19 protein-coding genes are annotated in these 24,325 nt (G+C 72.0%); 10 read left to right on the forward strand and 9 right to left on the reverse strand.

The annotated features are described in order from the left end of the window. Positions 1-17: 17 nt before the first annotated feature. Positions 18-1,376, reverse strand: a complete 1,359-nt coding sequence (locus EL493_RS29450) for a C4-dicarboxylate transporter DctA (protein ID WP_019048777.1) — start codon at positions 1,374-1,376, stop codon at positions 18-20. 77 nt (positions 1,377-1,453) lie between these two features. Here EL493_RS29450 and EL493_RS29455 point away from each other — a divergent pair, with 77 nt between their 5' ends. Further along, positions 1,454-3,007, forward strand: a complete 1,554-nt coding sequence (locus tag EL493_RS29455; RefSeq protein WP_022567028.1) for an ATP-binding protein — start codon at positions 1,454-1,456, stop codon at positions 3,005-3,007. Then, positions 3,004-3,702: a response regulator gene (locus tag EL493_RS29460; protein ID WP_019048779.1), complete on the forward strand. Its 699-nt coding sequence runs from the start codon at positions 3,004-3,006 to the stop codon at positions 3,700-3,702. Before EL493_RS29455 ends, EL493_RS29460 begins: the two co-directional genes overlap by 4 nt. Here the strand turns inward: EL493_RS29460 and EL493_RS29465 are convergent. The 3 genes from EL493_RS29465 to EL493_RS29475 all read right to left on the reverse strand — a co-directional run bounded on the left by EL493_RS29465 (position 3,699) and on the right by EL493_RS29475 (position 7,305). After that, positions 3,699-5,027 (reverse strand): cytochrome P450, encoded by a 1,329-nt coding sequence (locus tag EL493_RS29465; RefSeq protein WP_019048780.1) that lies wholly within the window; start codon positions 5,025-5,027, stop codon positions 3,699-3,701. The two genes, EL493_RS29460 and EL493_RS29465, sit on opposite strands and share 4 nt — an antisense overlap. Before the next feature lie 103 nt (positions 5,028-5,130). Next, positions 5,131-5,844 (reverse strand): TIGR03089 family protein, encoded by a 714-nt coding sequence (locus EL493_RS29470; RefSeq protein ID WP_019048781.1) that lies wholly within the window; start codon positions 5,842-5,844, stop codon positions 5,131-5,133. Positions 5,845-5,847: 3 nt separating this feature from the next. Next, entirely contained in the window at positions 5,848-7,305 is a 1,458-nt protein-coding gene (locus tag EL493_RS29475) for an LCP family protein (RefSeq protein ID WP_019048782.1), read from the reverse strand. Positions 7,306-7,497: 192 nt separating this feature from the next. On the opposite strand from EL493_RS29475, the gene rfbD reads away from it, so the two are divergent. The 3 genes from rfbD to manB are packed head-to-tail and all read left to right on the forward strand — an operon-like array spanning position 7,498 to position 10,386. Continuing rightward, positions 7,498-8,355 carry a dTDP-4-dehydrorhamnose reductase gene (gene rfbD, locus EL493_RS29480; protein WP_019048783.1) on the forward strand — a complete coding sequence of 286 codons (858 nt, stop codon included), beginning with the start codon at positions 7,498-7,500 and terminating at the stop codon, positions 8,353-8,355. 38 nt (positions 8,356-8,393) lie between these two features. Beyond that, positions 8,394-9,272, forward strand: a complete 879-nt coding sequence (locus EL493_RS29485) for a glycosyltransferase family 2 protein (protein ID WP_030200890.1) — start codon at positions 8,394-8,396, stop codon at positions 9,270-9,272. Positions 9,273-9,306: 34 nt separating this feature from the next. Beyond that, on the forward strand, positions 9,307-10,386 hold the full coding sequence (gene manB, locus EL493_RS29490) for a mannose-1-phosphate guanylyltransferase (protein ID WP_019048785.1): 1,080 nt from the start codon (positions 9,307-9,309) through the stop codon (positions 10,384-10,386). 26 nt (positions 10,387-10,412) lie between these two features. On the opposite strand, the gene EL493_RS29495 is transcribed toward manB, so the two are convergent. Continuing rightward, the gene (locus EL493_RS29495; protein WP_019048786.1) at positions 10,413-11,990 is read right to left on the reverse strand and encodes a carboxylesterase/lipase family protein; all 1,578 of its coding nucleotides are present in this window, start codon (positions 11,988-11,990) and stop codon (positions 10,413-10,415) included. Positions 11,991-12,192: 202 nt separating this feature from the next. On the opposite strand from EL493_RS29495, the gene EL493_RS29500 reads away from it, so the two are divergent. Beyond that, positions 12,193-12,414 carry an FmdB family zinc ribbon protein gene (locus EL493_RS29500; protein WP_030200893.1) on the forward strand — a complete coding sequence of 74 codons (222 nt, stop codon included), beginning with the start codon at positions 12,193-12,195 and terminating at the stop codon, positions 12,412-12,414. A gap of 17 nt (positions 12,415-12,431) precedes the next feature. Here EL493_RS29500 and EL493_RS29505 read toward each other — a convergent pair whose 3' ends face one another. The 4 genes from EL493_RS29505 to EL493_RS33420 form a co-directional block, all read right to left on the reverse strand. After that, the gene (locus EL493_RS29505; protein ID WP_232017367.1) at positions 12,432-12,647 is read right to left on the reverse strand and encodes a SelT/SelW/SelH family protein; all 216 of its coding nucleotides are present in this window, start codon (positions 12,645-12,647) and stop codon (positions 12,432-12,434) included. A 78-nt stretch (positions 12,648-12,725) separates the two neighbouring features. Beyond that, the gene (locus EL493_RS29510; RefSeq protein WP_019048789.1) at positions 12,726-13,124 is read right to left on the reverse strand and encodes a YchJ family protein; all 399 of its coding nucleotides are present in this window, start codon (positions 13,122-13,124) and stop codon (positions 12,726-12,728) included. Between the two features lie 37 nt (positions 13,125-13,161). Continuing rightward, entirely contained in the window at positions 13,162-13,536 is a 375-nt protein-coding gene (locus EL493_RS29515; RefSeq protein WP_019048790.1) for a hypothetical protein, read from the reverse strand. 79 nt (positions 13,537-13,615) lie between these two features. Further along, entirely contained in the window at positions 13,616-16,249 is a 2,634-nt protein-coding gene (locus EL493_RS33420) for an AAA family ATPase (protein WP_019048791.1), read from the reverse strand. Positions 16,250-16,648: 399 nt separating this feature from the next. On the opposite strand from EL493_RS33420, the gene EL493_RS29530 reads away from it, so the two are divergent. The 4 genes from EL493_RS29530 to EL493_RS29545 are packed head-to-tail and all read left to right on the forward strand — an operon-like array spanning position 16,649 to position 24,319. After that, on the forward strand, positions 16,649-19,555 hold the full coding sequence (locus EL493_RS29530; RefSeq protein ID WP_019048792.1) for an SWIM zinc finger family protein: 2,907 nt from the start codon (positions 16,649-16,651) through the stop codon (positions 19,553-19,555). Next, on the forward strand, positions 19,552-20,652 hold the full coding sequence (locus EL493_RS29535; protein WP_019048793.1) for an ATP-binding protein: 1,101 nt from the start codon (positions 19,552-19,554) through the stop codon (positions 20,650-20,652). The genes EL493_RS29530 and EL493_RS29535 overlap by 4 nt, the downstream gene beginning before the upstream one ends. 48 nt (positions 20,653-20,700) lie before the next feature. Further along, positions 20,701-23,115, forward strand: coding sequence for a DUF5682 family protein (locus tag EL493_RS29540; protein ID WP_019048794.1), 2,415 nt, complete (start codon positions 20,701-20,703; stop codon positions 23,113-23,115). Between the two features lie 40 nt (positions 23,116-23,155). Then, on the forward strand, positions 23,156-24,319 hold the full coding sequence (locus EL493_RS29545) for a VWA domain-containing protein (protein ID WP_019048795.1): 1,164 nt from the start codon (positions 23,156-23,158) through the stop codon (positions 24,317-24,319). Positions 24,320-24,325: the final 6 nt, after the last annotated feature.

Consider the following 24,325-nt stretch of genomic DNA (forward strand, 5'->3'; position numbering starts at 1 on the left):
GGGGCCCTTCGCGTGTGTCACCGCACCGGAACCGGGTCCGGGTCCGGGTCGGTCACCGGGGCCTCCACGGGGTGGTCGTCGACCATGGTCTCCTCGTCGAACGGCAGCTCCCGATCCAGCACCCGACGCGCCCGGTCGGCGTCGACGGTCTTGGTCCAGGTACCGATGAGCAGGGTGGCGACGGCGTTGCCCGAGAAGTTGGTCAGCGCACGGGCTTCGGACATGAAGCGATCGATGCCCACGATCAGGCCCACGCCGTCGAGCAGTTCCGGACGATGACTCTGCAGGCCGCCCGCCAGCGTCGCCAGGCCCGCGCCGGTGACCCCGGCCGCGCCCTTGGACGCGATGATCATGAACAGCAGCAGCCCGATCTGCTCACCCAGGCTCAGCGGCTTGCCCATCGCGTCGGCGATGAAGATCGAGGCCATGGTCAGGTAGATCGCGGTGCCGTCGAGGTTGAACGAATATCCGGTCGGCACGACGACACCCACGGTGGTGCGCTCGACCCCGGCGTGCTCCATCTTCGCGACCAGCCGCGGCAGCGCCGACTCCGAGGACGAGGTCGCCACGATCAGCAGGTACTCCCGCGCCAGATAGCGGCACAGCTTCAGGATCGACATGCCCGACACCAGCCGCAGCACCACGCCCAGCACGCCGAAGACGAACACCAGGCAGGTCAGGTAGAACGCGATCATCAGCGTCGCCAGCTCGACCACCGCCGACCAGCCGGTGCGGCCCACCACGTTGGCGATGGCGCCGAACGCGCCGATCGGGGCCAGCCACAGGATCATCGACAGGATCCGGAACACCAGTTTCTGGCCCAGCGCCACCGCCCGCAGGATCGGCGCGCCGGTCTCCCCCATCGCCTGCACGGCGAAGCCGACCAGCAGTGCCACGAACAGCGCTTGCAGCACGCTGCCCGCGGTGAGCGCGGACACCAGCGTGGTGGGGACGATGTTCTGGACGAAGTCCCAGGTGCCGCCCGCGCCATGGGCCTGCTCGGCGTACTTGGCGCCCGCGCCCGCGGTGCCCGTACCGAGACCCGAGCCCGGCTCGATCAGGTTGCCGACCACCAGGCCGATGCCGAGCGCCACCGTCGACATGGCCAGGAAGTACGCGATGGCCAGGCCGCCGACCTTGCCGACGGTGGCGGCCGCGCGCACCGATCCGATGCCCAGCACGATCGTGCAGAAGATGACGGGTGCGATCATCATCTTGATCAGGTTCACGAACAGGGTGCCCAGCGGTGCCAGTGACTGACCGAATTCCGGCGCGAGCCGGCCGACCAGAATGCCCGCCAGGACCGCGAAGATCACCGCGATGTACAGCCAGTGGGTATGGTCGCGTTTCCGCGATGCTGCGGTGGTTGTGCTCATGGCGACCAAGCATGAGCAACAGCTGTGATACCCATCACATTTGGTGCATAAGTTTCAGGATGAGGTCGGAGGGCACGATGCGACGAGTACGGCTGTCGCTTGCCGGGCAGGCCTTCGTCTGGCAGCTGGTGGTGCTGGCCCTGATGATCTGCACCGGGACGGTCCTGGCGGTCTTCGACGCTCGCCACGACCACGACGTGGCCACCGAACTGCAGGTCCGCGACGTCGCGGTGACCGTCGCCAGGGCGCCGTCGACGCTGGCCGCGGTGAACTCCCCCTACCCGAGCGGGCTGCTGCAGCCGACGACCGAACGGATCCGCGCCGACACCGGCATGGACTTCATCGTCGTGATGGCGCCGGACCGCACCCGCTACACCCACACCAATCCCGACATGATCGGCAAGCCGTTCATCGGCACCATCGACGCCGCGCTGGCCGGGCAGACCCTCACCGAGACCTTCACCGGCTCGCTCGGCCCATCGATCCGCGCGGTCACTCCGGTCTACGACGGCGGACGGGTGGTGGCGCTGGTCTCGGCCGGGGTCACCCGGTCCAAGATCGGCACCCAGGTCGCCTCGCAGGTGCCGGTGATCCTCGGGGTGTCGGCGGCGGGGCTGCTGCTGGCCGCGTGCTCGTCGTTCCTGATCAGCCGCAGGCTGCGCCGCCAGACCCACGGCCTGGCGCCGGACGAACTGCGCGCGCTCTACGAGCACCACGACGCCGTCCTGCATTCCGTGCACGAGGGCCTGGTCGTGTTCGGCACCGGACCTGGCCCCGCCGAAGTGGTCAACGATCAGGCCCGCACCCTGCTCGATCTGCCCGACGGACCCGTGCACCGCACCGACCTGCCGATCTCGCTGCAGCACATGCGTGACGGCGTGGTGCGCGACGAGACCCACGTGACCACCGACCGGGTGCTGCTGGTCAACCAGGACGTGGTCACCTGGGAGGGCCGCGACATCGGCACCGTGCTCACCATCCGCGACCAGACCGAACTGCGCGCCGTACTCGGCGAACTCGATTCGGTGCGCGGCTTCGCCGAATCGCTGCGGGCCCAGGCGCACGAGTCGGCGAACCGGCTGCACACCGTGGTGACGATGGTCGAGCTGGGCCGCCCGGAGGAGGCCGTCGCCTTCGCCACCGCGGAGCTGCGGCTGTCGCAGGTGCTGATCGACCGGTTGCTGTCGGCCGTGGGCGACGCGGCGCTGGCGGCGCTGCTGCTGGGCAAGGTCGACCAGGCGGCCGAGCGCGGGGTGAGCCTGGCGATCAGCGAGGACACCGCACTGGACTCCACCGATCCGCTCTCGGCCCACGAGACCGTCACCCTGGTCGGCAATCTGGTCGACAACGCGATCGACGCCGCGGCGGGCACCGTCGACAAGCGGGTCGAGGTGACGGTCTGCCACCGCGACGGCGAACTGCTGGTCCGCGTCGGCGACAGCGGTCCCGGCATGTCGGCGCAGATGTTCGTACGGGCCGCCGAACGCGGCTACACCACCAAATCGGACCACGCCGGACTCGGCTTGGCTCTCGTGCACCGCCTCGTCGATCGGCACGGCGGCGCCATCACCACCACGGCCGCACCACACAGCGCGGTCACCGTTCGCATTCCGCTGAGGGAGAACTCATGATCCGCGTCCTGATCGTCGAGGACGAGCCGTTGATCGCCCAGGCGCACCGGGCCTACCTCGAGCGGCTCGACGGATTCGTCACCGGCGGTGTCGCGCACACCGGGCGCGACGCGCTCGGCCTGGCCGCCGAGGCGATCGCCGACGGCAACCCGTTCCACCTGGTGCTGATGGACATCGGCCTGCCCGACATCAGCGGACTCGAGGTCGCCGCCGCGCTCAACAGCCTGGAGCCGCGTCCCGACGTCATCGCGATCACCTCGGCGCGGGAACTGACCATGGTCCGCAACGCCGTCGCGCACGGTGTGGTGCTCTACCTGCTCAAGCCGTTCACCTTCGCCGCGTTCCGCGAGAAGCTGGAACGCTACCGCGATTTCGACACCGCGCTCCCCGCGGGCGAGGCCGCCCTGTCGCAGTACGACATCGACCGCGCGCTGGGCGCCCTGCGCACGGCCGACCAGCGCGCGGGCGCGCCGAAAGGCGTGGTGCAGCACACGCTGGAGGAGGTGTCGCGCGCGGTCCGCTCGGCCGAGGCGGGCATCACCGCCACCGACGCCGCGGCGGCGGTCGGCGTCTCCCGCATCACCGCCTGGCGCTACCTGGAGAAGCTCGCCGACGACGGATTGGCCGAGCGCCGCGCCGATTACGGCCGTGCGGGCCGCCCCAAGACCCGCTACCGCTGGCGCACCGGCGCCTAGGACCGGCTGACGGTCCCGGCCAGATCGTCGGGGGCCTGGGTGCGGGCGACCGGGCCCAGGTCGACGGGCATGTGCTCGAAACCGTGCAGGGTGAACAGGTTTCGCCGGGTGGGGGCGCCGCGCAGGCGCAGGTCGGGGTAGCGGGTGTAGAGGGCGCGCAGGGCGTGCACGGCTTCCATGCGGGCCAGGCTGGCGCCGAGGCAGGCGTGGATGCCGCTGCTGAAGGCCACGTGCTCCTTCAGGTTCGGGCGGTCGATGTCGAAGCGGTGCGGGTCGGGGAAGACCGCGGGGTCGCGGTTGGCGCCGGCCAGCGACAGGATGACGGTGCTGCCCTCGCGGATCGTGGTCCCGTCGATCTCGACGTCCTCGAGCGCCTGGCGCGCGGTGGTCTGCACCGGCGGGTCGTAGCGCAGCGTCTCCTCCACCACGGCGGGCCAGCGGTCCGGATCGGCCTGGGCGATGGCCAGCTGGTCGGGGTGGGCCGACAGCGCGGCGATGGCGTTGCCGATCAGGTTGACCGTGGTCTCGAAGCCGGCGCCCATCAGCAGGCTCGCGCCCGCCTGGAGTTCGCGCAGGTCCAGGTCGCCGGAGCGGACCAGCGTGGACAGGATGTCGTCGCCGGGTTCGCGGCGCAGCCCGGCGATGTGGGCGGCCAGGTAGTCGTCCATCGACTCGATGGCGCGCATCGCGTCGCGATAGGCGGCCCAGGGGGTGCCGATGTCGAGCAGCGGGGTGACGCGGTCGCCCCAGCGCAGGAACAGGTCGCGGTCGGCGGCGGGGAAACCGAGCATGTCGGCGATGATCGCGATCGGCACCCGGGCCGCGTAGTCGGTGATCAGGTCGACCGAGCCGTGCGCGGGCATCGCGCCGAGCAGTTCCTCGGTGACGATCTCCACCCGGTCGCGCAGCCGGGCGATGGCGCGCGGGGTGAACGCCGAGGACACCGGCTTGCGCATCCTGGTGTGCTCGGGTGGGTCCATGACCAGCATCGACGGCGGTTCGACGGGATTGGGCGGCAGCGTCACCAGGGCGGCCAGCCTGCGCCACGGCGCGGGCAGATCACCGCCGAGGGCCTGGCGCACCCCGAACCTGCTGTCGCGCAGGATGCCCCGCACCTGGGCGTGGTCGAAGGCGGCGTGCGCGAGCGGGGTGTGCAGCAGCCCGCCGGACCCGCGCAGCTCGTCGATCAGCGGATACGGATCGTGCAGGCCGCGCTGCCCGCTGAGCAGGGTGGCGAAGGGGTCGCGCCTGCGGACCCGCCAGCGCAGGACCGCCCGGGGCGCCCCGTGCTCGGCCGACCATCGCAACCAGTACTGCGCGTTCATCGCCACCCCTGCCACTCTGCCGAAGGATGACTCCACCGTACGGACTGCACGACCGAAACGGAACGTGTTCCAGTCGGAGATCGTCTCCTACCGGGGTAGGAGATCAGCGCCGGATCGTGACCCGTTCGGTGGTGGCGCGATGCTCGACCGCGCCCGGATCGGGATTGACCACCTGGACCAGCGAGGCGCCCGCGTACAGCACCGCGACGTACCCGTCGATCAGTTCGGCCACGGTCTCCCACGGCGCGCTCGACAGCACCCGGTCACCGGCCGAGATGCCCTGCATGGCAGCCGATGTGCGGGCGTCGTCGAGCACCTGGCTCACCGAGAGACCGTCCAGCGCGGCGCGGAAACCGCCGGGCAGGAACTGGTCGCCGTGCACGCGCACCGCGGTCGCGAAGTCGGTGACGCCGACCGGCAGGTCCCGCACCGGGGTGCCCATCGCGTCCAGCGACAGCACGGCCACCTCGCCCACTCCGTCGGCGTCGTCGAGCCGGTCGGGGGTGACCAGCGCGAGGTCGGCGTCGGGATCGGGGGTGAGCACCACCTCGGTGCCCGCCCACCAGCAGCCGAGCAGCACGGCCGCGGTCTGCCAGTGCGCGGGCAGCAGCACCGCGACCCGGGCGCCGGGACTGAGCGCGAACTCGTCGCGCAGCAGATTCGCGGTCTTGGCGGCCCAGTTGGCCAGCGTCAGACCGGACAGTTCGATCCGGGCACCGGTGGCGTCGTCATACCAGGTGACGCGCGGACCGGCCGGGTCGCGTTCGAGGATCGGGTCGAGGAGGGCGTCGGTGAGGGTGGAGTTCGGCTCACGCATGGGTCAGTTCACGCATTTCGGTCCGTTCTGGCCTGCGTCGATCGGCGGGGCTGGCGGTACTGGCGTCGCGGTCGCCGAGGATGTTCCATCGAAATCGAACATGCCCGCCGCGGCCGAGCCTGGACCAGAATAGTCGCTCGCCAGCACCACGCTCACGGTATCCGCCGACAGTGACGGATCCGCGACCACGGTGAGACCACCCAGTGCCTCCGCCACCGCGGCGGCCTTCGGGTCGGACTCGTCGGCGGCGAGCACCCGGCTCGAACTCACGCTGCCGCCGGTGTAGTTCCCCACCAGGCCCTCGCGGAAACCCTTGCCCGTCAACGCCGCCGACACCTTGGCCGCCAGACCGGCTTTTCCGCCCGCGTTGAACACGCTCACCGCCACCGTCGACGGGTCGACCTTCGGCTTGTCGTCGCCGCCGGACTTCTCCTCGCCGACCAGCCCGGCGACGTAGTCCTGCACCGCCTTCGGCTCCACCCGCACGACCGACTCACCGGCCGAGGTCATGCTGTTGAGATCGGCCACCGGGATGGTCTCGAACTCCACCTTGCCGCCGGACAGATCCTTCAGCTGCTGCAGGAAGGCCAGCACGTCCCAGTCCTCGTCGAGCACCACGGTGCGCCCGACCGCCTCGCTGATCTCGTTCAGCTTGCCCGGATTCGCCAGCACCTTGGCATTGAGCAGCTGCCCGACCAGCTGGGCCATGAACACCTGCTGACGCACGATGCGATCGATGTCACCGCGGGGCAGCCCGTGCCGCTGCCGCACGAAGCTCAGCGCCTGCTGCCCGTCGAGGCGCTGCTCCCCGGCCGGGAACTCCGCGCCCGACATCCATTCGTCCACCGCGTTGTTCAGGCACACCTCGACCCCGCCCACGGCATCGGTGAGCAGCACGAACCCGAGCAGGCTCACCTCGGCGTAGTGGTCGACGGTGATGCCGGTGAGCGAGGCCACCGACTTGATCAGCGCCTGCCTGCCCGCCTTGGTCGACTCGCGTTCGGCGTCGCCCTCGGAACTGCCCTTGTCCAGCAGTTTCGCCCGCTCGGTCTCCTTGGTGGAGCCGTAGGCGGAGTTGATCTTGCCCTTGCCCTGGCCGGGAATGTCGACGTAGGAGTCGCGCGGGATCGAGATGGCGGTGGCCGAACTGCCGTCGTTGGGTACGCGGACCAGCACGATGGTGTCGGTGTTGGTGCCCACCTCGTCGCCGGCGTGCAGCATGGCGCGCTCGGCGGAGGTCAGCGGGTTGCCGTGCGCGTCGGTGCGGCTGTCCACGCCGACCAGCAGGATGTCGACCGCGCCGTCACGGCCGCCGCCGAGACCGAGGCCGCCGATACGGTCGATATTGGCGATCAGATTGTCGACGCTGCGCCAGGCGAAGCCGGTGAGGGCGAGCACCAGGACCGCCGAGATCGCCACCATCACCTTGGCCGGGCCGAGGGCACCGGTCTGCGCGGCCATCGTTGGTGGTCTGGTCGACTCTCGCACTCGTGCATCCTCTCGACGAACTCCGCGCCCGGCCCGTATCTCCCCCGGCAAACCCCGCCTTCTCGAAAACCTGGGCTCGTCCGCCGTAACCGGCCATCACAGGCTAACCAACAGTTACCACACTCGGGCCGAACCACCGGTGCTCCGGCGTGCCAGACTGGCCGCGTGAACGCCGATTCCCCCGCCCCCACTCGCCTGATCGTAACCGGAGCGCGCGGTCTGCTGGGGCGAGAGATCCTGCGGCTCGCGCCCGCGGCGGCCGGCTACGGCAGGAGCGAGCTCGACATCACCGACCGCGCCGCCGTCGACGCCGTCGTCAGCCCGGGCGCCGTGGTGCTCAACTGCGCGGCCTACACCGCCGTCGACGCCGCCGAGACCGACCGCGAGGCCGCCTTCACCGGCAATGCCACCGGTCCCGCCGTCCTGGCCGCGGCCTGCGCCGCGGCGGGCGCGCGGCTGATCCACGTCTCCACCGATTACGTCTTCCCGGGCACCGCCCGCACACCGTACGAGCCGGACGACCCGACCGGGCCCGCCACGGTCTACGGACAGTCCAAGCTGGCCGGTGAGCAGGCGGTGCGCGAGCTGTGTCCGGCGGCGCAGATCGTGCGCACCGCCTGGGTGTATGCCGGGGTCGACGGCGATTTCGTCGCGACCATGCGCAGGCTGGAGGGCGAGCGCGAGACGGTCAGCGTGGTCGACGACCAGGTGGGCTCCCCCACCAGCGCCGCCGACCTGGCCGCCGCCCTGCTCGAACTGAGCACCCGGCCGGACGCCCCCCGGGTGCTGCACGCCACCAATTCCGGCACCGCCACCTGGTTCGACCTCGCCAGGGCGGTTTTCACCGAGCTCGGCGCCGACCCCGCGCGGGTCCTGCCCTGCGACTCCACCGCTTTCCCCAGACCCGCACCGCGCCCGGCCTATTCGGTGCTCTCGCCCACGGTGTGGAACGCGGCGGGACTGACCCCGTTGCGGCCCTGGCGTTCCGCACTCACCGACACATTCCGCCGGGTCTCCGGCTAGGCTGCCCAGTCGTGAACGCAGCCGATGCAGCCGATTCTGTGGCCCCCGCTGGCCTTGCCGTCGTCACGGTGACCTATTCGCCGGGCGAGCACCTCGAGCACTTCATCACCACCCTGGCCGACGCCACCAGCGAGAAGCCGCAGGTGATCCTGGCCGACAACGGCTCCACCGACGGCGTGCCCGAGCTCGTCGCCGAGGCCAACTCGCACGTGCGGCTGCTGCGCACCGGCGGCAACATCGGCTACGGCGGCGCCATCAACCGGGCCGTCGCCGAGATCGACCCGTCGATCGAGTTCGTCATCCTGGCCAACCCGGACATCCGCTGGGGCGTGGACTCCATCGACAAGATGCTCGAGGCCGCGAAGCGCTGGCCCCGGGCCGGCGCGTTCGGGCCGATGGTCCGCGAACCCGACGGCAGCGTCTACCCCTCCGCGCGCCGCGTCCCCGGCCTCGCCGACGGCGCGGGCCACGCGATCCTGGGCACGATCTGGCCGAAGAACCCCTGGTCGGTGCGCTACCGGCAGGAGAACGAGGAGATCTCCGAGCGGGTGGTCGGCTGGCTGTCGGGCTCCTGCCTGCTGGTGCGCCGGGCCGCCTTCGACACCATCGACGGCTTCGACTCGCGCTACTTCATGTACATGGAGGACGTGGACTTCGGTGACCGCATGGGCAAGGCGGGCTGGCACAATGTGTTCGTCCCCGACGCCGAGGTGACCCACGCCAAGGGTCACGCCGCGGGCAAGCATCCGGAACTGATGCTGCCGGCCCACCACGCCAGTGCCTACCGATTCCAGGCCGACCGGCATCCGCACTGGTGGCAGGCGCCGTTGCGGGGCGCGCTGCGCGCCGGACTTGCGGTTCGCTCCCGGATTGCGGTTCGATCGGCGCTGCGCGAGAAAGCGCGCACCGGCGCCTGACCAGGGCGCCGTCACTGTGAACAGGGGAAACTCGATGGCAGGCAACTCAGGCACCGACGCGGTCATCCTCGTCGGCGGACAGGGCACGCGGCTGCGTCCGCTCACCCTCTCGGCGCCCAAGCCGATGCTGCCGACGGCCGGGCTGCCGTTCCTGACCCACCTGCTGGCCCGCATCGCCGAGGCCGGGATCACCCACGTGGTGCTGGGCACCTCGTTCAAGGCCGAGGTGTTCGAAGAGCACTTCGGTGACGGCTCCGACCTGGGGCTCGAGCTCGAGTACGTCACCGAGACCGAGCCGCTGGGCACCGGCGGCGGTATCCGCAACGTGCTGCCCAAGCTGCGCGCGGACAACGTGATGGTGTTCAACGGCGACGTGCTGGGCGGCACCGATCTGGGCGCGATCCTGGATACGCACGAGTCGACCAACGCCGATGTCACCCTGCATCTGGTCCGGGTCAGCGATCCGCGCGCCTTCGGCTGCGTGCCGACCGACGCCGACGGCCGGGTCACCGCGTTCCTGGAGAAGACCCAGGATCCGCCGACCGACCAGATCAACGCCGGTTGCTACGTGTTCCGCCGCGAGTACATCGAGAAGATCCCGAGCGGGCGCCCGGTGTCGGTGGAACGCGAGGTCTTCCCCGCGCTGCTCGCCGAGGGCGCGCGGGTGCAGGGTCACGTCGACGCCTCCTACTGGCGCGACATGGGCACCCCGGAGGACTTCGTCCGCGGCTCGGCCGACCTGGTCCGCGGCATCGCCCCCTCGCCCGCCCTGCCGGGTCAGCGGGGTGAGTCGCTGGTGCACCCCGGCGCCGGGGTGGCGCCGGGCGCGCTGCTCATCGGCGGCACGGTCGTGGGCCGCGGCGCGGAGATCGGCGCGGGCGCGCGCCTGGACGGCGCCGTGATCTTCGACGGCGCGGTCGTCGAGGCGGGCGCCACCGTGGAACGCTCCATCGTCGGCTTCGGCGCCCGTATCGGCCCGCGCGCCCTGGTCCGCGACGGCGTCATCGGCGACGGCGCCAACGTCGGCGCCCGCTGCGAACTGCTCCGCGGCGCCCGGGTCTGGCCCGGCGTGGAAATCCCCGACGGCGGCATCCGCTTCTCCACCGACGTCTGACCTGTCACCGTCCCGGCGCCGCGCGGTCAGCTGAAGCCGACCGCGTGGTCGCCCCAGGCGGTGTGCAGGTCGGCGTCGGGGTTGTCGACGACGCGGTCGATGGTGTCGATGAGCAGGGTCGTGCGGGCCGGGGAGCGGTAGTGCGGCCAGTGTTTGGAGCCGTCCAGGGCGGCGGGGACGCCGTGTTCGGCGAAGGCCAGCCAGCGGCGCTGCATCCGGCCCGAGACCGCGTCCGAGACCTTGCGGCCGCCGAGCCAGAAGGTCGGGTCATGGTTGAGCGTGCCGAAATTGCCGAAGACATAAGGCAATTCGGTGGCGTGTCCGGCGCCGACGCGGGCGGCCTTCAACATCGGTGTCGCGTAGTCGAACCGGTACATCCAGGTCGGTGAATGCTGGGCGTGCCCCTCGGCGACCCAGGCGGCGGGCATCCGGAACGCCGCGTCGGTGGACATGGCCAGCGCCCCACGGGTTTTCGCCAGATCCGGATAGGCCGAGGTGATCTCGGCGATCCGCTCCGGCCCCATCTCCGGATGCGAGGCCGCGACATCGCGCAGCATGGCGTTCACCGCGTCGGGCGTCACCGGCATGATCGGCGAGCGCAGCACCCGGAACAGCGAGGCCTCGTCGCGATTGGTGCCGATCAGCAGCGGAACCCGGTGGGAGCGGCCCTGCTGGAACAGGTCGATCGGATAGCCGGGCAGCAGATCACCGTCGACCACCGGCGCCGCGGCCAGCCTGCCCGGCTCCTTGATCGGGACCTCGTCGAGCAGCACCGCCCCGACCTCGACGAGCCGCTCGATCGGCAGCTCCAGCAGCCGATCCGCCTCGCCGGGACCGAGTTCGAGCAGTTCCAGGTACCGCTGCGCGACCACGGCGGCGCGTTCCTGCCCGAAAACCGTGGTGGCGGGCGGACTCTGGGCGATCGCCTTGTGGAAAAGCCCGGCGGCCGCCGGCGCGGTGAGCAGCGCGGTCACACAGCCCGCGCCGGAGGACTCACCGAAGACGGTGACGTTGCCGGGGTCGCCGCCGAACGCGGCGATATTGTCGCGGACCCAGGCCAGCGCGGCCAGCTGATCGCGCAGGCCCAGATTCGGCGTGAACTGCTCGCCGAAGGTGGACAGGTCGAGGAAGCCGAGCACGCCGAGCCGGTAGTTCACCGAGACGACGACCACGTCGCCCGCCTCGGCCAGTTTGCGGCCGTCGTAGATGGTCTGGGCGGCGGTGCCGAGGCAGTAGGCGCCGCCGTGCAGCCACACCATCACCGGGCGCGGTTCGTCCTCGCTGGGCTCGGGTCGCGGGGACCACACGTTCACCCACAGACAGTCCTCGCCCATCGCCAGATCGGAATCGACCGGGACCATGGCGCCCATCGCCTGCGGGGCGATGTCGCCGTACACGACGCACTCGCGCACGCCGTCCCAGCGCCGCGGCGGTCGTGGCGGTGCGAATCTGGCCGGACCCGCGGGCGCCGCCGCGTAGGGGACGCTGCGCCAGACCGCGACCGGCCCGTCCCAGGTACCACTGACGTTTCCGTATTCCGTGCGTGCCAGCGGTTCGGCCTCGTGCGTCCGCACGTCGGGGTCGATATCGGACTGAATGCTCATCGCACACCTCCTAGCCGGCGCGACCTCACGGGTACCTGCGCGTTTGCTCCCGCAGGCCGCAGCACCTGGTGACTCCCTTTCGAGAGTACGTCCGCTGGCCCCGATCGACCTCCCAACGCACCATTCCCGCAGGTAACGGTTAGCTGGATATGTGCTGCGCCACAGCTGCGACGGTGTCGCCCGGCCCGCCTACACTGTGCCGATGCCGAACTACAGCTTCCGGTGCCGCTCCTGTGGCGACACGTTCGAGGTGAACCGGCCGATGGCGCAGTCCTCGGATCCGGCCGCGTGCCCCGCGGGCCACGACGACACGGTCAAACTGCTGACCACCTTCGCGACCGTGGGCCGCGGCAGCGCGCCCGCGCCGGTCGCCGCGCCGCGGCCTGCGGGTGGGGGTTGCTGCGGTGGCGGCGGCTGCTGCTGACCCCGGTTCGCCGGAGTTCAGTCGCGCCGGTCGACGTGGCCGAGATCGCGGTCGGGGGCGATGCGGTCCCGCACGCGCTGCTTGAGTAGCGCGATGTCGGGGAATCCGCCGTCGGCCTTGCGCTCCCACAGCTGTTCGCCGTCGAGCGTGATCCGGAAGATGCCGCCCTGACCGGGGACCAGCGCCACCTCGCCGAGTTCGGTGGCGAAGGTGGTGAGCAGTTCCTGCGCCATCCAGCTCGCGCGCAGCAGCCAGCGGCATTGGGTGCAGTATTCGATCGCGATCCTGGGCACGGGGTCAGTATCCACGGGTCAGGCCTGGAAGGTGCCGTCGAGATACACCCACGCGCCGTCGACCCGGACGAAGGTGCTGTTCTCGTGCATCGCGTCGCGCACGCCGCCGGTCTTGGAGTGCGCGATGAACTCCACGGTGCCGGTGTCGTCGAACGGGCCGCCGCGCGAGGTGCCGACGATCTCCAGGAACAGCCAACGCTGCGCCGGATCGAGCTCGAGGTCGGCCGGCCGGGTGTTCGGGTGCCAGGAGCGCAGCAGGTAGCCGGTGTCGCCGACGACGTAGGCGGTGTAGCGCGAGCGCATCAGGGTCTCGGCGGTCGGCGCGGGCTTGTCGCCCGCCAGGATCGGGCCGCAGCACTGGTCGAACGGTTCGCCACGGCGGCACGGACACGGTTTCGCTTCACCCATGCCGGTCATCCTGCCGGGTCGCCGGTCGCGGTGCCCGTCCGGGCGGTCAGCCGAACGGCTGGTGCGCCAGCGGGACCAGCTCGAGCGCGGTGGCCAGCTCGCCGGTCTGATCACGCCAGCGCCGCAGGTCGGTGACGCTGGGCGCCATCTCGTAGTCGAGGTGGTGCGCGGCCCGCGACAGCGCCGCCCACAGCGCGCCCACCTGACCGGCCGTCTCCGGCCCGGCGTAGACGCGCAGGGCCAGCAGCTGGGCCCGCATCGGGCAGCGCATGAGTTCGGGTGCGATCTGCGCCCACAGTTCGTCTACGGCCTGCTCGAGCGCCAGCCGCAGGATCCACGCCACCGCCCGCGACCACACCCCGCCCGCGTCGGACACCGCGCCGGAGAGCAGGTGGTCGGCGGCCTCCAGTCGCTCGGCCACGGACGGGCGCGGCGTGAATTTCGGGCGCCGGGGCCTGCTCCGGCGGTTCACGGGCACGCCTCGGGCCGCTGTGCCGAGCTCATACGCGCACCGCGGTGGGTTCATGGGCGCGCAACCAGGCGATGAATCGTTCGGTGTCGCTGATCAATTCGCGCATCGGCCGGTCGATCGGCACGTGCGCGCCCGCGGTGGCGTCGCGCAGCACCCCCACCAGCCAGCGGCCGCCGACCGCGCTGAGGTGCTTGTTGAGGTCGTCGACGCGGGCGCGCGGCCCCATCAGGGCGAGGGTGAGCATGGCGCGGGTGGTGTGCGCGTTGCGGACGCGCCGTTCCACCTCGGCGTGGTCGAGTCCGGCGGCCAGCAGTTCGTGCCGGGCTTTGGCCAGACCCGCCGCCTCGATCGCGGACCGGCAGCAGGTGGCGACCAGTTCGTCGGCGATGGCGGGCGGCAGCTGCGGGGTGCGCACCAGCGACCTGGCGTCGTCGAGGTAGCGGCGGACCGGGTCGCCGGTGACCCGCACCTCGACCACCGAGCGTTCCCGGCGCTGCACCTCGAGCACGGTGGCGTCGAGCTGCATGCGGCGCACCGCCTCGGCCAGCCGCTCGTCGTGGGTGAACACCACCACCTGCCGGGTGGTGGCGACCTCGGCGAGCACCATGGCCAGTCCGTCGACCTTGGCCGGGTCCATCGCCTGCACCGGATCGTCGATCATGACGAACCGGAACGGGCTGTGCGCCACCGTCGCTCGCGGCAGGAACAGCGACAGCCCGAGCGCGTGCAGCTCACCCTGGCTCATCACGCCCAGCGCGGCGCCGTCCACCTCGTCGACGGTCACGTCGAGCAGCACCCGCCGCGCCGTCCCGGCACTGCCCTGCAACCGGATCGCGCCCAGCTCGACATTGCTCTGCTGACGCAGCGTGCTCCAGACCCACCGCGCCGTGCTCTCCAGCGGCCGCATCCGCTCGCCCCGGATGGTGGCCGTGGCCGACTTGAGCCAGTCGGCGGCCTTCTTCACCACCCGCAGTTCCGCCGCGTCGGCCGAGACCGCGCGGGCGGGGTCGAGCCAGGCGAGGATGCGCGGCACCAGCGGTGACCAGACGGCATCGAGGCGGTCGAGGTCGGCCCGGGTATCTCGTTGCAGCGCAGCGAGGTCCGCAGCCAGAGCCAGGTACACGGTGCGCAGCCGTTCGGCGAGACCGGCGTCGTGGTCGACCTCGCCGAGCGCGGACCACGCCGCCCAGCGGGCGCGCACCGCGGCGAGCTGTCGGCGGAGCGCGCCGGGATCCACCGCGCCCGGGGCAGTGTCGCTCGGCGACAGTGGGCGGCCGGTGGGCGGCGGGCCGGTGGATTCGTCTCGCCGGTCCACCGTCTCCGTGGGCGTGCCCAGGGGCTCGTTGTCGTCCGGATTACCGTCGGCCGACGCGCTGACCGTAACGGGAGCCGGGTCGACGGCGGACGGTCGGCCGACGCCGGGTTCGGTGGGCGGTGACGGTTCCGGACCCAGTTCGGCGGGCACGCGGGAGGTGAGGGCGCGCGCCTGCGCCAGTGCGGCGTCGAATTCGACGCGTGCGGCCCGCAGCGCGGCGAGTTGCGCACTGCGCTCGCCGATTTCGGTGTCGGCGGCGGCGAGCCAGTCGGTGTCGAGATCGCCACGGCCGCACACCGGGCAGGGGCACGCGCCGCCGGCGGTGACGTGGTCGCGGGCGCGGGTGAGCAGGTCCAGGACCCGCAGGTCGGCCTCCGCATCGGCGGTCGCGTGGCGGGCCAGCGCGGTGGACGCCTCGGCGAGGCGATCCACCGCCGCCGCCACCCGGGCCGGGTCGGGCAGGGACAGGCGCAGGATGGCGCGCAGTCCGTCGGGGCCGTCGGAGCCCAGAGCGGAGTCCGCGACGGCCGCGGCGACCGCGTCGAGGTCGGGTTCGGGGGCGCGCAGCAGGTCGGCGACGCGCCGGGCCCGGTCGTCGTCGGCGTCGGCGAGTTCGGCGAGCAGGTCCGTGCGGGACTGCCGCGAATCCTTCACGGCGCGTTCGAGTTCCAGCTTGCGCAGGCGGATGTGTTCGGCGGCGGCGGCGAGTTCGTCGAGGCCGAGCAGGCGGTGCAGGGCGTCGAACAGGTCGCTGGGTTTGCCGTCGACGAGCGCGCCGAGTTCGCTGTAGGACAGGAACGGCCGGTACAGGTCCAGGCGCTGACGCCTGCTGCCCGGGTCGATGGAGACGGGGGCGGCGGGACCGCGCCGTTCGGTCCAGTGCGCTTCGCCGAGTTCGCTGCCGGGTGCCCAGTGCGTGGCGATCGTGAGCTCGCTGTCCTCGCCCGCGGTGAGCAGGTCGACCTCGATCCGCGCGAGGTCGGGTTCATGCAGGTTGCGCCAGCCTTCCCGCCAGGCGGTCGACCGGCCGTCCCAGCGGCGGTTTCCGCCGGTCAGGGCGAATTCCGCGGCCTCGGCGAAGCTCGATTTGCCGCTGCCGTTCCGCCCGACGACCAGGGTGAGCCCGGGCCCCGGATTCAGCCGAAGGGTGGCCGTGGGCCCGATGCCGCGGAAACCGTGCACGGTGATGGCCCGCAGGAAGACACCGGTGTCGCCCGCCTCGGGCGCGGACGGATCACCGTCGGTCGCGGCCAGCGCCGCCAGCACGCAGTCGGCGACCTGGCGTTCCACGACGGGGTCGGCGTCGAGCTCGCGCGCGACCACCTGGGCGATCCGATCCGAGCACACTGTGCGACATCCCCCTTCGCGCCCGCGCGCACCGCGGTGGCCGAGTTAAACGCTACCTGATCGCCGGACGTTCGCCCAGGGGATGCGCAGCGCCCCAGCGAATCTGCCCGCGGGAGTGGAATGGCCATCGTGAGGCCGCTGCGGGCCCCTCGATGTCCACCCCTCGCCCACCCCGGCGGGCAGCTCGATGAGGTGCTCACACCCGCGATACGCTGCGATGAGCGACGCGAGTGGTCCGGGCGAGCCGAACAGGTCAGAATGCCAGAGTTTGCCTTCCTCGGCAAGTCTTCCGGCATGAATCTGCCACAGCGCCAGGGTTTTCCAGGACTTTCGTCGGCGTGGACGGCAGTTGTCGGTGCGCTGCGGTACATATTTCGGCGACAGAGAACGGGGGAAGCGATGACCGATCCACAGGCGCCATGGACCGAAGACCAGGTCCGCGCGCTCGCGCCCGACGCGAGCTCACTGGCTGCCGCGCGCAAGCTGGCCGGTCGCTGGCGCGGCACCGGCGCGAGCGGGTCCGCCGTGTGGGGACTGTGCCAGGGCAGCGGCGCGAAGCCGTATCAGACGATCGTCGACCTGGCCGGTCCCGCGTACAAATGCTCGTGCCCGAGCCGCAAATTCCCCTGCAAACACGCCCTGTCGCTGCTGCTCACCTGGGCAGGCGGGGCGGTGCGAGCACAGGACGAGCCCGCGGACTTCGCGGCCGAGTGGCTGGCGGGTCGCGCCGCCAAGGCCGCCGCGCCACCGAGGGCGAAGGCCGCGTCGACCCCCTCCCAGGCGACCGTCGAGCAACGCCGGGCCAGGGTGTCGGCCGGGCTGACCGAGCTGGAGATCTGGCTCACCGACCAGATCCGCACCGGTCTGGCCCAGACCGACCGCTCGTTCGCCGCCTACGAGGCGATCGCGGCCAGGATGGTCGACGCCCAGGCGCCCGGCGTCGCCGCGACCCTGCGCAGGCTGCCCGCCGCCGTGCTCACCAGCGAGCACTGGCCGGAGCTGCTGCTGCGCGAGTACGCCCGGCTGCACCTGCTGGTGCTGGCCCATCGCACGATCGACGCCGTGCCCGAACCGCTGCAGGCGGGCATCCGCACCCATATCGGCTACCCGACGCAGGCCGAGACGGTGCTGGCCGAGCCCGCGGTGCGCGATCGCTGGCTGGTGCTCGGCATGCGGGTCGGCGAGGAGGAGCGGCTCTACACCCGCCGCACCTGGCTGCGGGGCCGGACCGGGGGACGCTGGGCGGTGCTGGTCGAACATTCCTTCGGCACACCGAATTTCACCGGCGAGGTCCCCGCGCCGGGCCACGAGGTCGACGCCGATCTGCACTACTACCCCGGCGCCGCGCCGCTGCGCGTGCAGTGGGGTGCGCGCCACGGCGTCCCCGAGCCGTTCACCACCGTGCCCGCGATCGGCGGCGACACCGTCGACGGCGCCCTGTCGGCCTACGCCGGGGCACTCGGCGCCGATCCGTGGCTGCGTTCCTGGCCCGCCCTGCTCCGCGACGTGACGCCGGTGCTGGACGAGCACGGCTGGCAGCTCGTCGACGCCGAGGGCGCCGCGCTGCCGCTGCCCGCCGGGGTGCGGCCCTGGCGGCTGGCCGCGGTCGCCGGTGGTCATCCGGTGACGGTGACCGGCGAGTGGCGCGCCGACGGATTCGACCCCATCTCGGTGTTCAGCGCGGGCGAGGTGACCGACCTGGAGACCGAGTTCCCGGCGCGCGCCGCGCACACTCCCGAACTGGCCGAACTGGTTTCGGTGGCCCTGCTGGGAACCGCGCGGCGCAGTGCCGACGGCGTCACCCTCGCGCCCGCGATCGCGGCGGCGGTTCCGCAGCGCTCCGGCGAACCGGCGGTCCGGCTGCTCGACACCGCCGCGCTCCAGGATCTGTACCTGCGCGGTGGCCGGCTGCCCGGCTCCGCGCCGAAACCCGAACCCGCGCTGGATGACCCACGCCCGCTGCTGCCCCGGCAGGCGGCCGACCGGCTCAGCCGGATGCTGGCCGACAAGTCGGCCTTCCTGCCCGAATGGTTCGCCGCCGCCGCCCCGATGGACTTCCGGCTGCCGGACGTGCTCTGCGTGCAGGCGCTCACCGCGGCCTCGGACGTCAGCCTGCGCGGCTCCCTGCTGCGCATGGCCGGACGTCGCGGACGCTGGCTCGCGGCCCGGAACCCGGCCTGGTCCGGACTGCTCGACGCCTTCCCGGTGGACCGCGCCGCGGTCGCCGAGCACCTTGACGAGACGCCCGAATCGCCTGGCACCGACGACATCTGGCTGTTCGGCGCACCGGGCGAGCGCAAGGACTGGCTCGCGCAGCTGCGCAGGCGCGACCCGGCGGCCGCCCTCGAGGTGCTGACCACCGCGTGGGCCAAGGAATCGGGGGCGATCAAGGCCGAGCTGCTCGCGCTGCTCGCCGACGGCCTGAACCTGCACGACGAGCCACTGCTCGAACGGGCGCTCGACGATCGGCGCGGCGATGTGCGCCGCACCGCGGCCGGCCTGCTGGCCCGGCTGCCCGGCTCCGCGCTCGGACAGCGGATGGCCGCCCGCGTGCGGGCCTGGCTGCGGGTGAACGCCGACGGGACGGTCGAGGTGGCGGTGCCCGCCGAGGTCGACGCGCAGGCCCGCCGCGACGGCATCACCGACAGCACCGACAGCACCGACCAGGCGACGCTGCGCTGGGACACCCCGGACTCGACGTTGAAGACGCTGCACCAGGCGATCGCCGCGACCCCGCTCACCGCGTGGGAACCACTGGTGCGCGCGACCGGAGCGGGCACCGCCACCGCCGCGCTCACCCTGAGCCTGCCGCCGCGGCACGCCAAGGCCATCGTCGACGGCTGGGTCGACGCCGCCCTCGCCCAGCGCGACACCACCTGGGCCCGTGCGCTGTTCGCGCACGCGACCCCCACCGAGCAGGCGGTGCTGCGCCGCCGCGAACTGTTCACCCTGCTCGACGCCACCGACCGGGTCGAGCATGTACTCGACCTCGACGCGCACCAGCTCACCGAGCTGCACGCCATCCTGCCCGGACTCGGCCATCCGTGGCCGCGGCCGGTCGCCGACCATGTGCTGCGTCTGCTGACCGAACGGGCCCGCACCACCGCCCGGCAACCCCACGCGAGCGCGGGCGTCTACGCCGACCGCGCCCTGCTCACCGCGGCGGGCGTGCACCTGCCCGCCGAGCTGGCCGGCAGCGTCACCGCGCTCGCCGACAGCACCGACGACCCCGCCTGGCACCAGGCCTTCCACCGACTCGCCCACGATCTCACCGATCGCGCGACCATGCTCGAGGAGCTGCGATGACCACCACCGAACCGGCGACCACCCTGCTGCGCCCGCACGCCGAACAGGCCTTCGCCGACGAGCTCGCGGCCCTGGCCCGCGTCGACGACCGCCCGCGCCCGCCGTCCTGGCGCCTGTCCCCCTGGGCCGTGGTGACGTACATCCTCGGCGGCACCCTGGACGACGGCACCGTGATCACCCCCAAGTACGTCGGCCCGCGCCGGCTGATGGAGGTGGCCGTGGCCACTCTCGCCACCGACCGCGCCCTGCTGCTGCTCGGCGTGCCCGGCACCGCGAAAACCTGGGTGTCGGAACATCTCTCGGCCGCGATCAGCGGCGAGTCGACCCTGCTGGTGCAGGGCACCTCCGGTACCGCCGAGGAAGCGATCCGCTACGGCTGGAATTACGCGCGGCTGCTCGCCGAAGGCCCCAGCGACGCCGCGCTGGTCGCCTCGCCGGTGATGACCGCCATGCGGACCGGCGCGATCGCCCGGATCGAGGAACTCACCCGCATCCCGTCGGATGTGCAGGACGCGCTGATCACCATCCTGTCGGAGAAGACGCTGCCGGTGCCCGAGCTCGGCGCGGAAGTGCAGGCGGCCAAGGGTTTCAATCTGATCGCCACCGCCAACGACCGCGACCGCGGCGTGAACGACCTGTCCTCGGCGCTGCGCAGGCGCTTCAACACGGTGGTGCTGCCGCTGCCCGCCGACGAGGACTCCGAGGTCGCCATCGTCAGCAGGCGGGTCGAACAGCTCGGCGCGGCACTGGAACTGCCGACCGTTCCGGCCGCCGCGGAGGAGGTGCGCCGGGTGGTGCGGGTGTTCCGCGAACTGCGTTCGGGCATCACCGCCGACGGCCGGACCAAGCTCAAGACGCCGTCGGGCACGCTGTCCACCGCCGAGGCCATCTCGGTGATCACCAACGGCCTCGCGCTGTCGGCACACTTCGGCGACGGTGTGCTGCGGGCCTCCGATATCGCGGGCGCGGTGCTCGGTTCGGTGATCAAGGACCCCGTCGCCGACTCGGTGATCTGGACCGAATACCTCGAGGCCGTGGTGCGCGAGCGCCCGGACTGGGCCGATTTCTATCGCGCCTGCCGTGAGATCACCGGCTGACCGCGCACCGCAGGGAGGACGGAACCGACCGCACACAGGGGATTTTCGATGAATCGACCGACCGACGCCACGCCCCCGGGCCACGATCCGGCCCACTCGACGCCAGGCCCGAGCACGGCCGAGCCGGTCGAGGCCGAAGGCGCCGCGCAGACCCGGGTCTTCGGCATCCGCCACCACGGACCGGGGTCGGCGCGATCGCTACGGCAGTCGCTGGCGGAGTTCCGGCCCGACGCCATCCTCATCGAGGGGCCCGCCGACGCCGATCCGCTCGTCGGCTTCGTCGCCGCCGACACCATGGCGCCGCCGGTCGCGCTGCTGGCCTATGTGCCCGATACACCGGCCAAAGCCGCCTTCTGGCCGTTCGCGGTGTTCTCCCCCGAATGGCAGGCCATGCGCTACGGCGTCGAACACGCCGTGCCGGTGCGCTTCTGCGACCTGCCCGCCGCGAATGTGCTCGTCGCCGAGGACGAGGCACGCGGCGACCGCACCGACCCGCTGGCCGCGCTGGCCACGGCCGCCGGCTACGACGACGCCGAACGCTGGTGGGACTCGGTGGTCGAATCCGTCCCCGACAGCGCGGCTTTCGACGCGATCACCGAGGCGATGGCAGCTCTGCGCGAGGACGCCCCGCACGACGCCGCGACGCACACCGGTGCGCCTGCTACCGGGGAGACCGAGCACAGCCAGAGCACCGAGCGCACCGGAGGCACCGAGGGCGAAGACCGGACAACGACCACGCCCGCCGCACCGGAGCAGGTGGCACCACTGGTCGTCGACCAGCACACCCTGCGCCGCGAGGCGTACATGCGGCAGGTGATGCGGCAGACGCTCAAGGGCGGAGCGCGACGGCTGGCCGTGGTGTGCGGCGCCTGGCACGCGCCCGCGCTGACGGGTGCGCTCGGGCCCGCCGCCCCCGATGCCCGGCTGCTCAAGGGCATGCCGAAGACCAAAGCCGCGCTCACCTGGGTGCCCTGGACGCATTCCCGGCTGGCCACGGGCTCGGGCTACGGAGCGGGCGTCACCTCACCCGGCTGGTACCACCACCTGTTCACCGAGACCGAGCGGCCGGTGGCGCGCTGGCTGACCAAGGTCGCCGGGGTGCTGCGGGCCCACGATCTGCCGGTGTCGAGCGCGCACATCATCGAATCGGTGCGGCTGGCCGACACCATGGCCGCGCTGCGGGACCGGCCGCTGGCCGGCCTGTCCGAGGTCACCGAGGCCGTGCGCGCGGTCATGTGCGGCGGCGACGAAACCATGCTGCGCCTGGTGATCGACGAACTCGTGGTGGGCGAGACGCTCGGCGGCGTACCCGAAGACACCCCGACCGTGCCGCTGGCGGCGGACCTGCGGGCCCGCAGCCGGACCCTGCGCCTCAAGCAGGAAGCGCTGGCCCGCACCGTCGACCTGGATCTGCGCAAGGACCGCGACGTCGAGCGCTCGCAGCTGCTGCATCGGCTGCGTCTGCTCGGGATCGATTGGGGCACACCGACCGTCGGTGAGGTTCGCAATACCGGCACCTTCCGGGAGACGTGGACGCTGCGCTGGGAACCGGAGTTCGAGGTGCGCATCGTGGAGGCCGCGGTGTGGGGCACCACGCTGCGCACCGCCGCCGAGACCAAGATCCTCGACACGGCGAACAAGGACGGCGTCACCGTCGCCGCCCTCGCCGACGCCCTGGAGCTGGCCCTGCTCGCCGATCTGAGCGGCGCCACCGACGGCCTGATCACCCGGCTGGAGGCGGCCGCCGCCCTCGACCACGACGTCACCCACCTGCTCGCGGCGCTGCCCGGCCTCACCCGCACGCTGCGCTACGGCGACGTCCGCGGCACCGACACCAAGGCGCTCGGCCACGTCGCCGACGGCCTGCTGGTGCGAATCTGCGCCGGCCTGCCCGGGGCGGTCACCGGCCTCGACACCGATGCCGCCGAGTCGCTGCGCGCCCAGATCGATGCCGCGCACACCGCCATCAGCACCCGCGACGACGAGCACGCCACCACCGAATGGCTGGCCACCCTGCAGCGCATCGCCGACCGCGACGACGTGCACGGCGCGATCGGCGGCCGCGCGGTGCGGCTGCTCTGCGACGCCGAACGCATCGACGACGCCGACTCGGCCCGCAGGCTGGCCGCCGCGCTGTCGGTGGGCAACACCTCCGCCGCCAAGGCCGCCTGGATCGACGGATTCCTCGGCGGGCGCGGCCTGCTGCTGGTGCACGACCGGGAGTTGCTGCGCCGCATCGACGACTGGCTGCGGACCCTGTCCGAGGACCAGTTCGTCACCACCCTGCCGCTGCTGCGCCGCACCTTCGGCGCGTTCGAATCGGGCGAGCGCCGCGCCATCGGCCAGGCTCTGCGCGACACCGGCGCCGCACCCGTGACGCAGGCGGCGGCCACCGCCGTCGATCCCGATCGCGGGGCACTCGCGCTGCGCGCCGCCGCCTCGATTCTCGGCGCCGCGGGATGACCGCGCGTCCGGGGACCTTCCGCACCGATGAGGAGCACACATGACCGGCACCGACGAATCCCACGACCGCCGTTGGCGACTCGTCCTCGGGTCCGCCGCCGAGGACCAGCTCGGCGGGCTGTCCGGCGGCGCCGACCAGGCCATGGATCAGGCGCTGGCCGCCCTGTACAACACCGGCGAGGCGGGCGGCACGACGAAAAGGTCCGGTGGACTGGGCGGTTCGGCGCCACGGGTGGCGCGCTGGCTCGGCGACATCCGGACCTACTTCCCGGCGAGCGTGGTGGAGGTGATGCAGCGCGACGCCGTGCAGCGGCTCAACCTCACCCAGCTGCTGCTCGAACCGGAACTGCTGGAATCGGTGGAACCGGACGTGCACCTGGTGGGCACCCTGCTCGGCCTCAACCGGGTGATGCCCGAGACCACCAAGGCCACCGCGCGCATGGTGGTGGAGAAAGTGGTGCGCGAGATCGAGCAGCGCATCGCCGCCAAGACCGTCGCCGCCGTCACCGGCGCGATCAACCGCTCCGCCCGCACCCACCGACCGAAGCTGCGTGACATCGACTTCGACCGCACGATCCGCAAGAATCTCGCCAACTATCTGCCCGAGCAGCGCACCGTCGTCCCCGAGCGGCTGGTCGGCTACGGGCGCAAGGCGCAGTCGATCAAGCGCGACGTGGTGCTGGCGATCGACCAATCCGGGTCGATGGCAGCCAGCATCGTCTACGCCTCGGTGTTCGGCGCGGTCCTGGCCACGATGCGGTCGCTGCAGACCTCGCTGGTGGTGTTCGACACCGAGGTCGTCGATCTCACCGAGCAGCTCAGCGACCCGGTGGACGTGCTGTTCGGCACCCAGCTCGGCGGCGGCACCGACATCAACCGGGCCATCGCGTACTCGCAGTCGCTGATCACCCGGCCCACCGACACCCTGTTCGTGCTGATCTCGGACCTGTACGAGGGCGGTGTCCGCGAGGAGATGCTGCGCCGCTGCAACGCGATGAAGGAAGCGGGCGTGCAGGTGGTGGTGCTGCTCGCCCTGTCGGACGACGGCGCACCGGCCTACGACCACGACAATGCCGCCGCGCTGGCCGCCCTCGGCATCCCGGCCTTCGCCTGTACACCCGACAAATTCCCGGATCTGCTGGCCACCGCGCTGGATCGCGGCGACGTCGCGCGGTGGGCGCAGACACACGCTCCGGCCGTGTGACGGCCC

This window comes from Nocardia asteroides (genome assembly GCF_900637185.1).
GTDB classification, from domain to species: domain Bacteria; phylum Actinomycetota; class Actinomycetes; order Mycobacteriales; family Mycobacteriaceae; genus Nocardia; species Nocardia asteroides.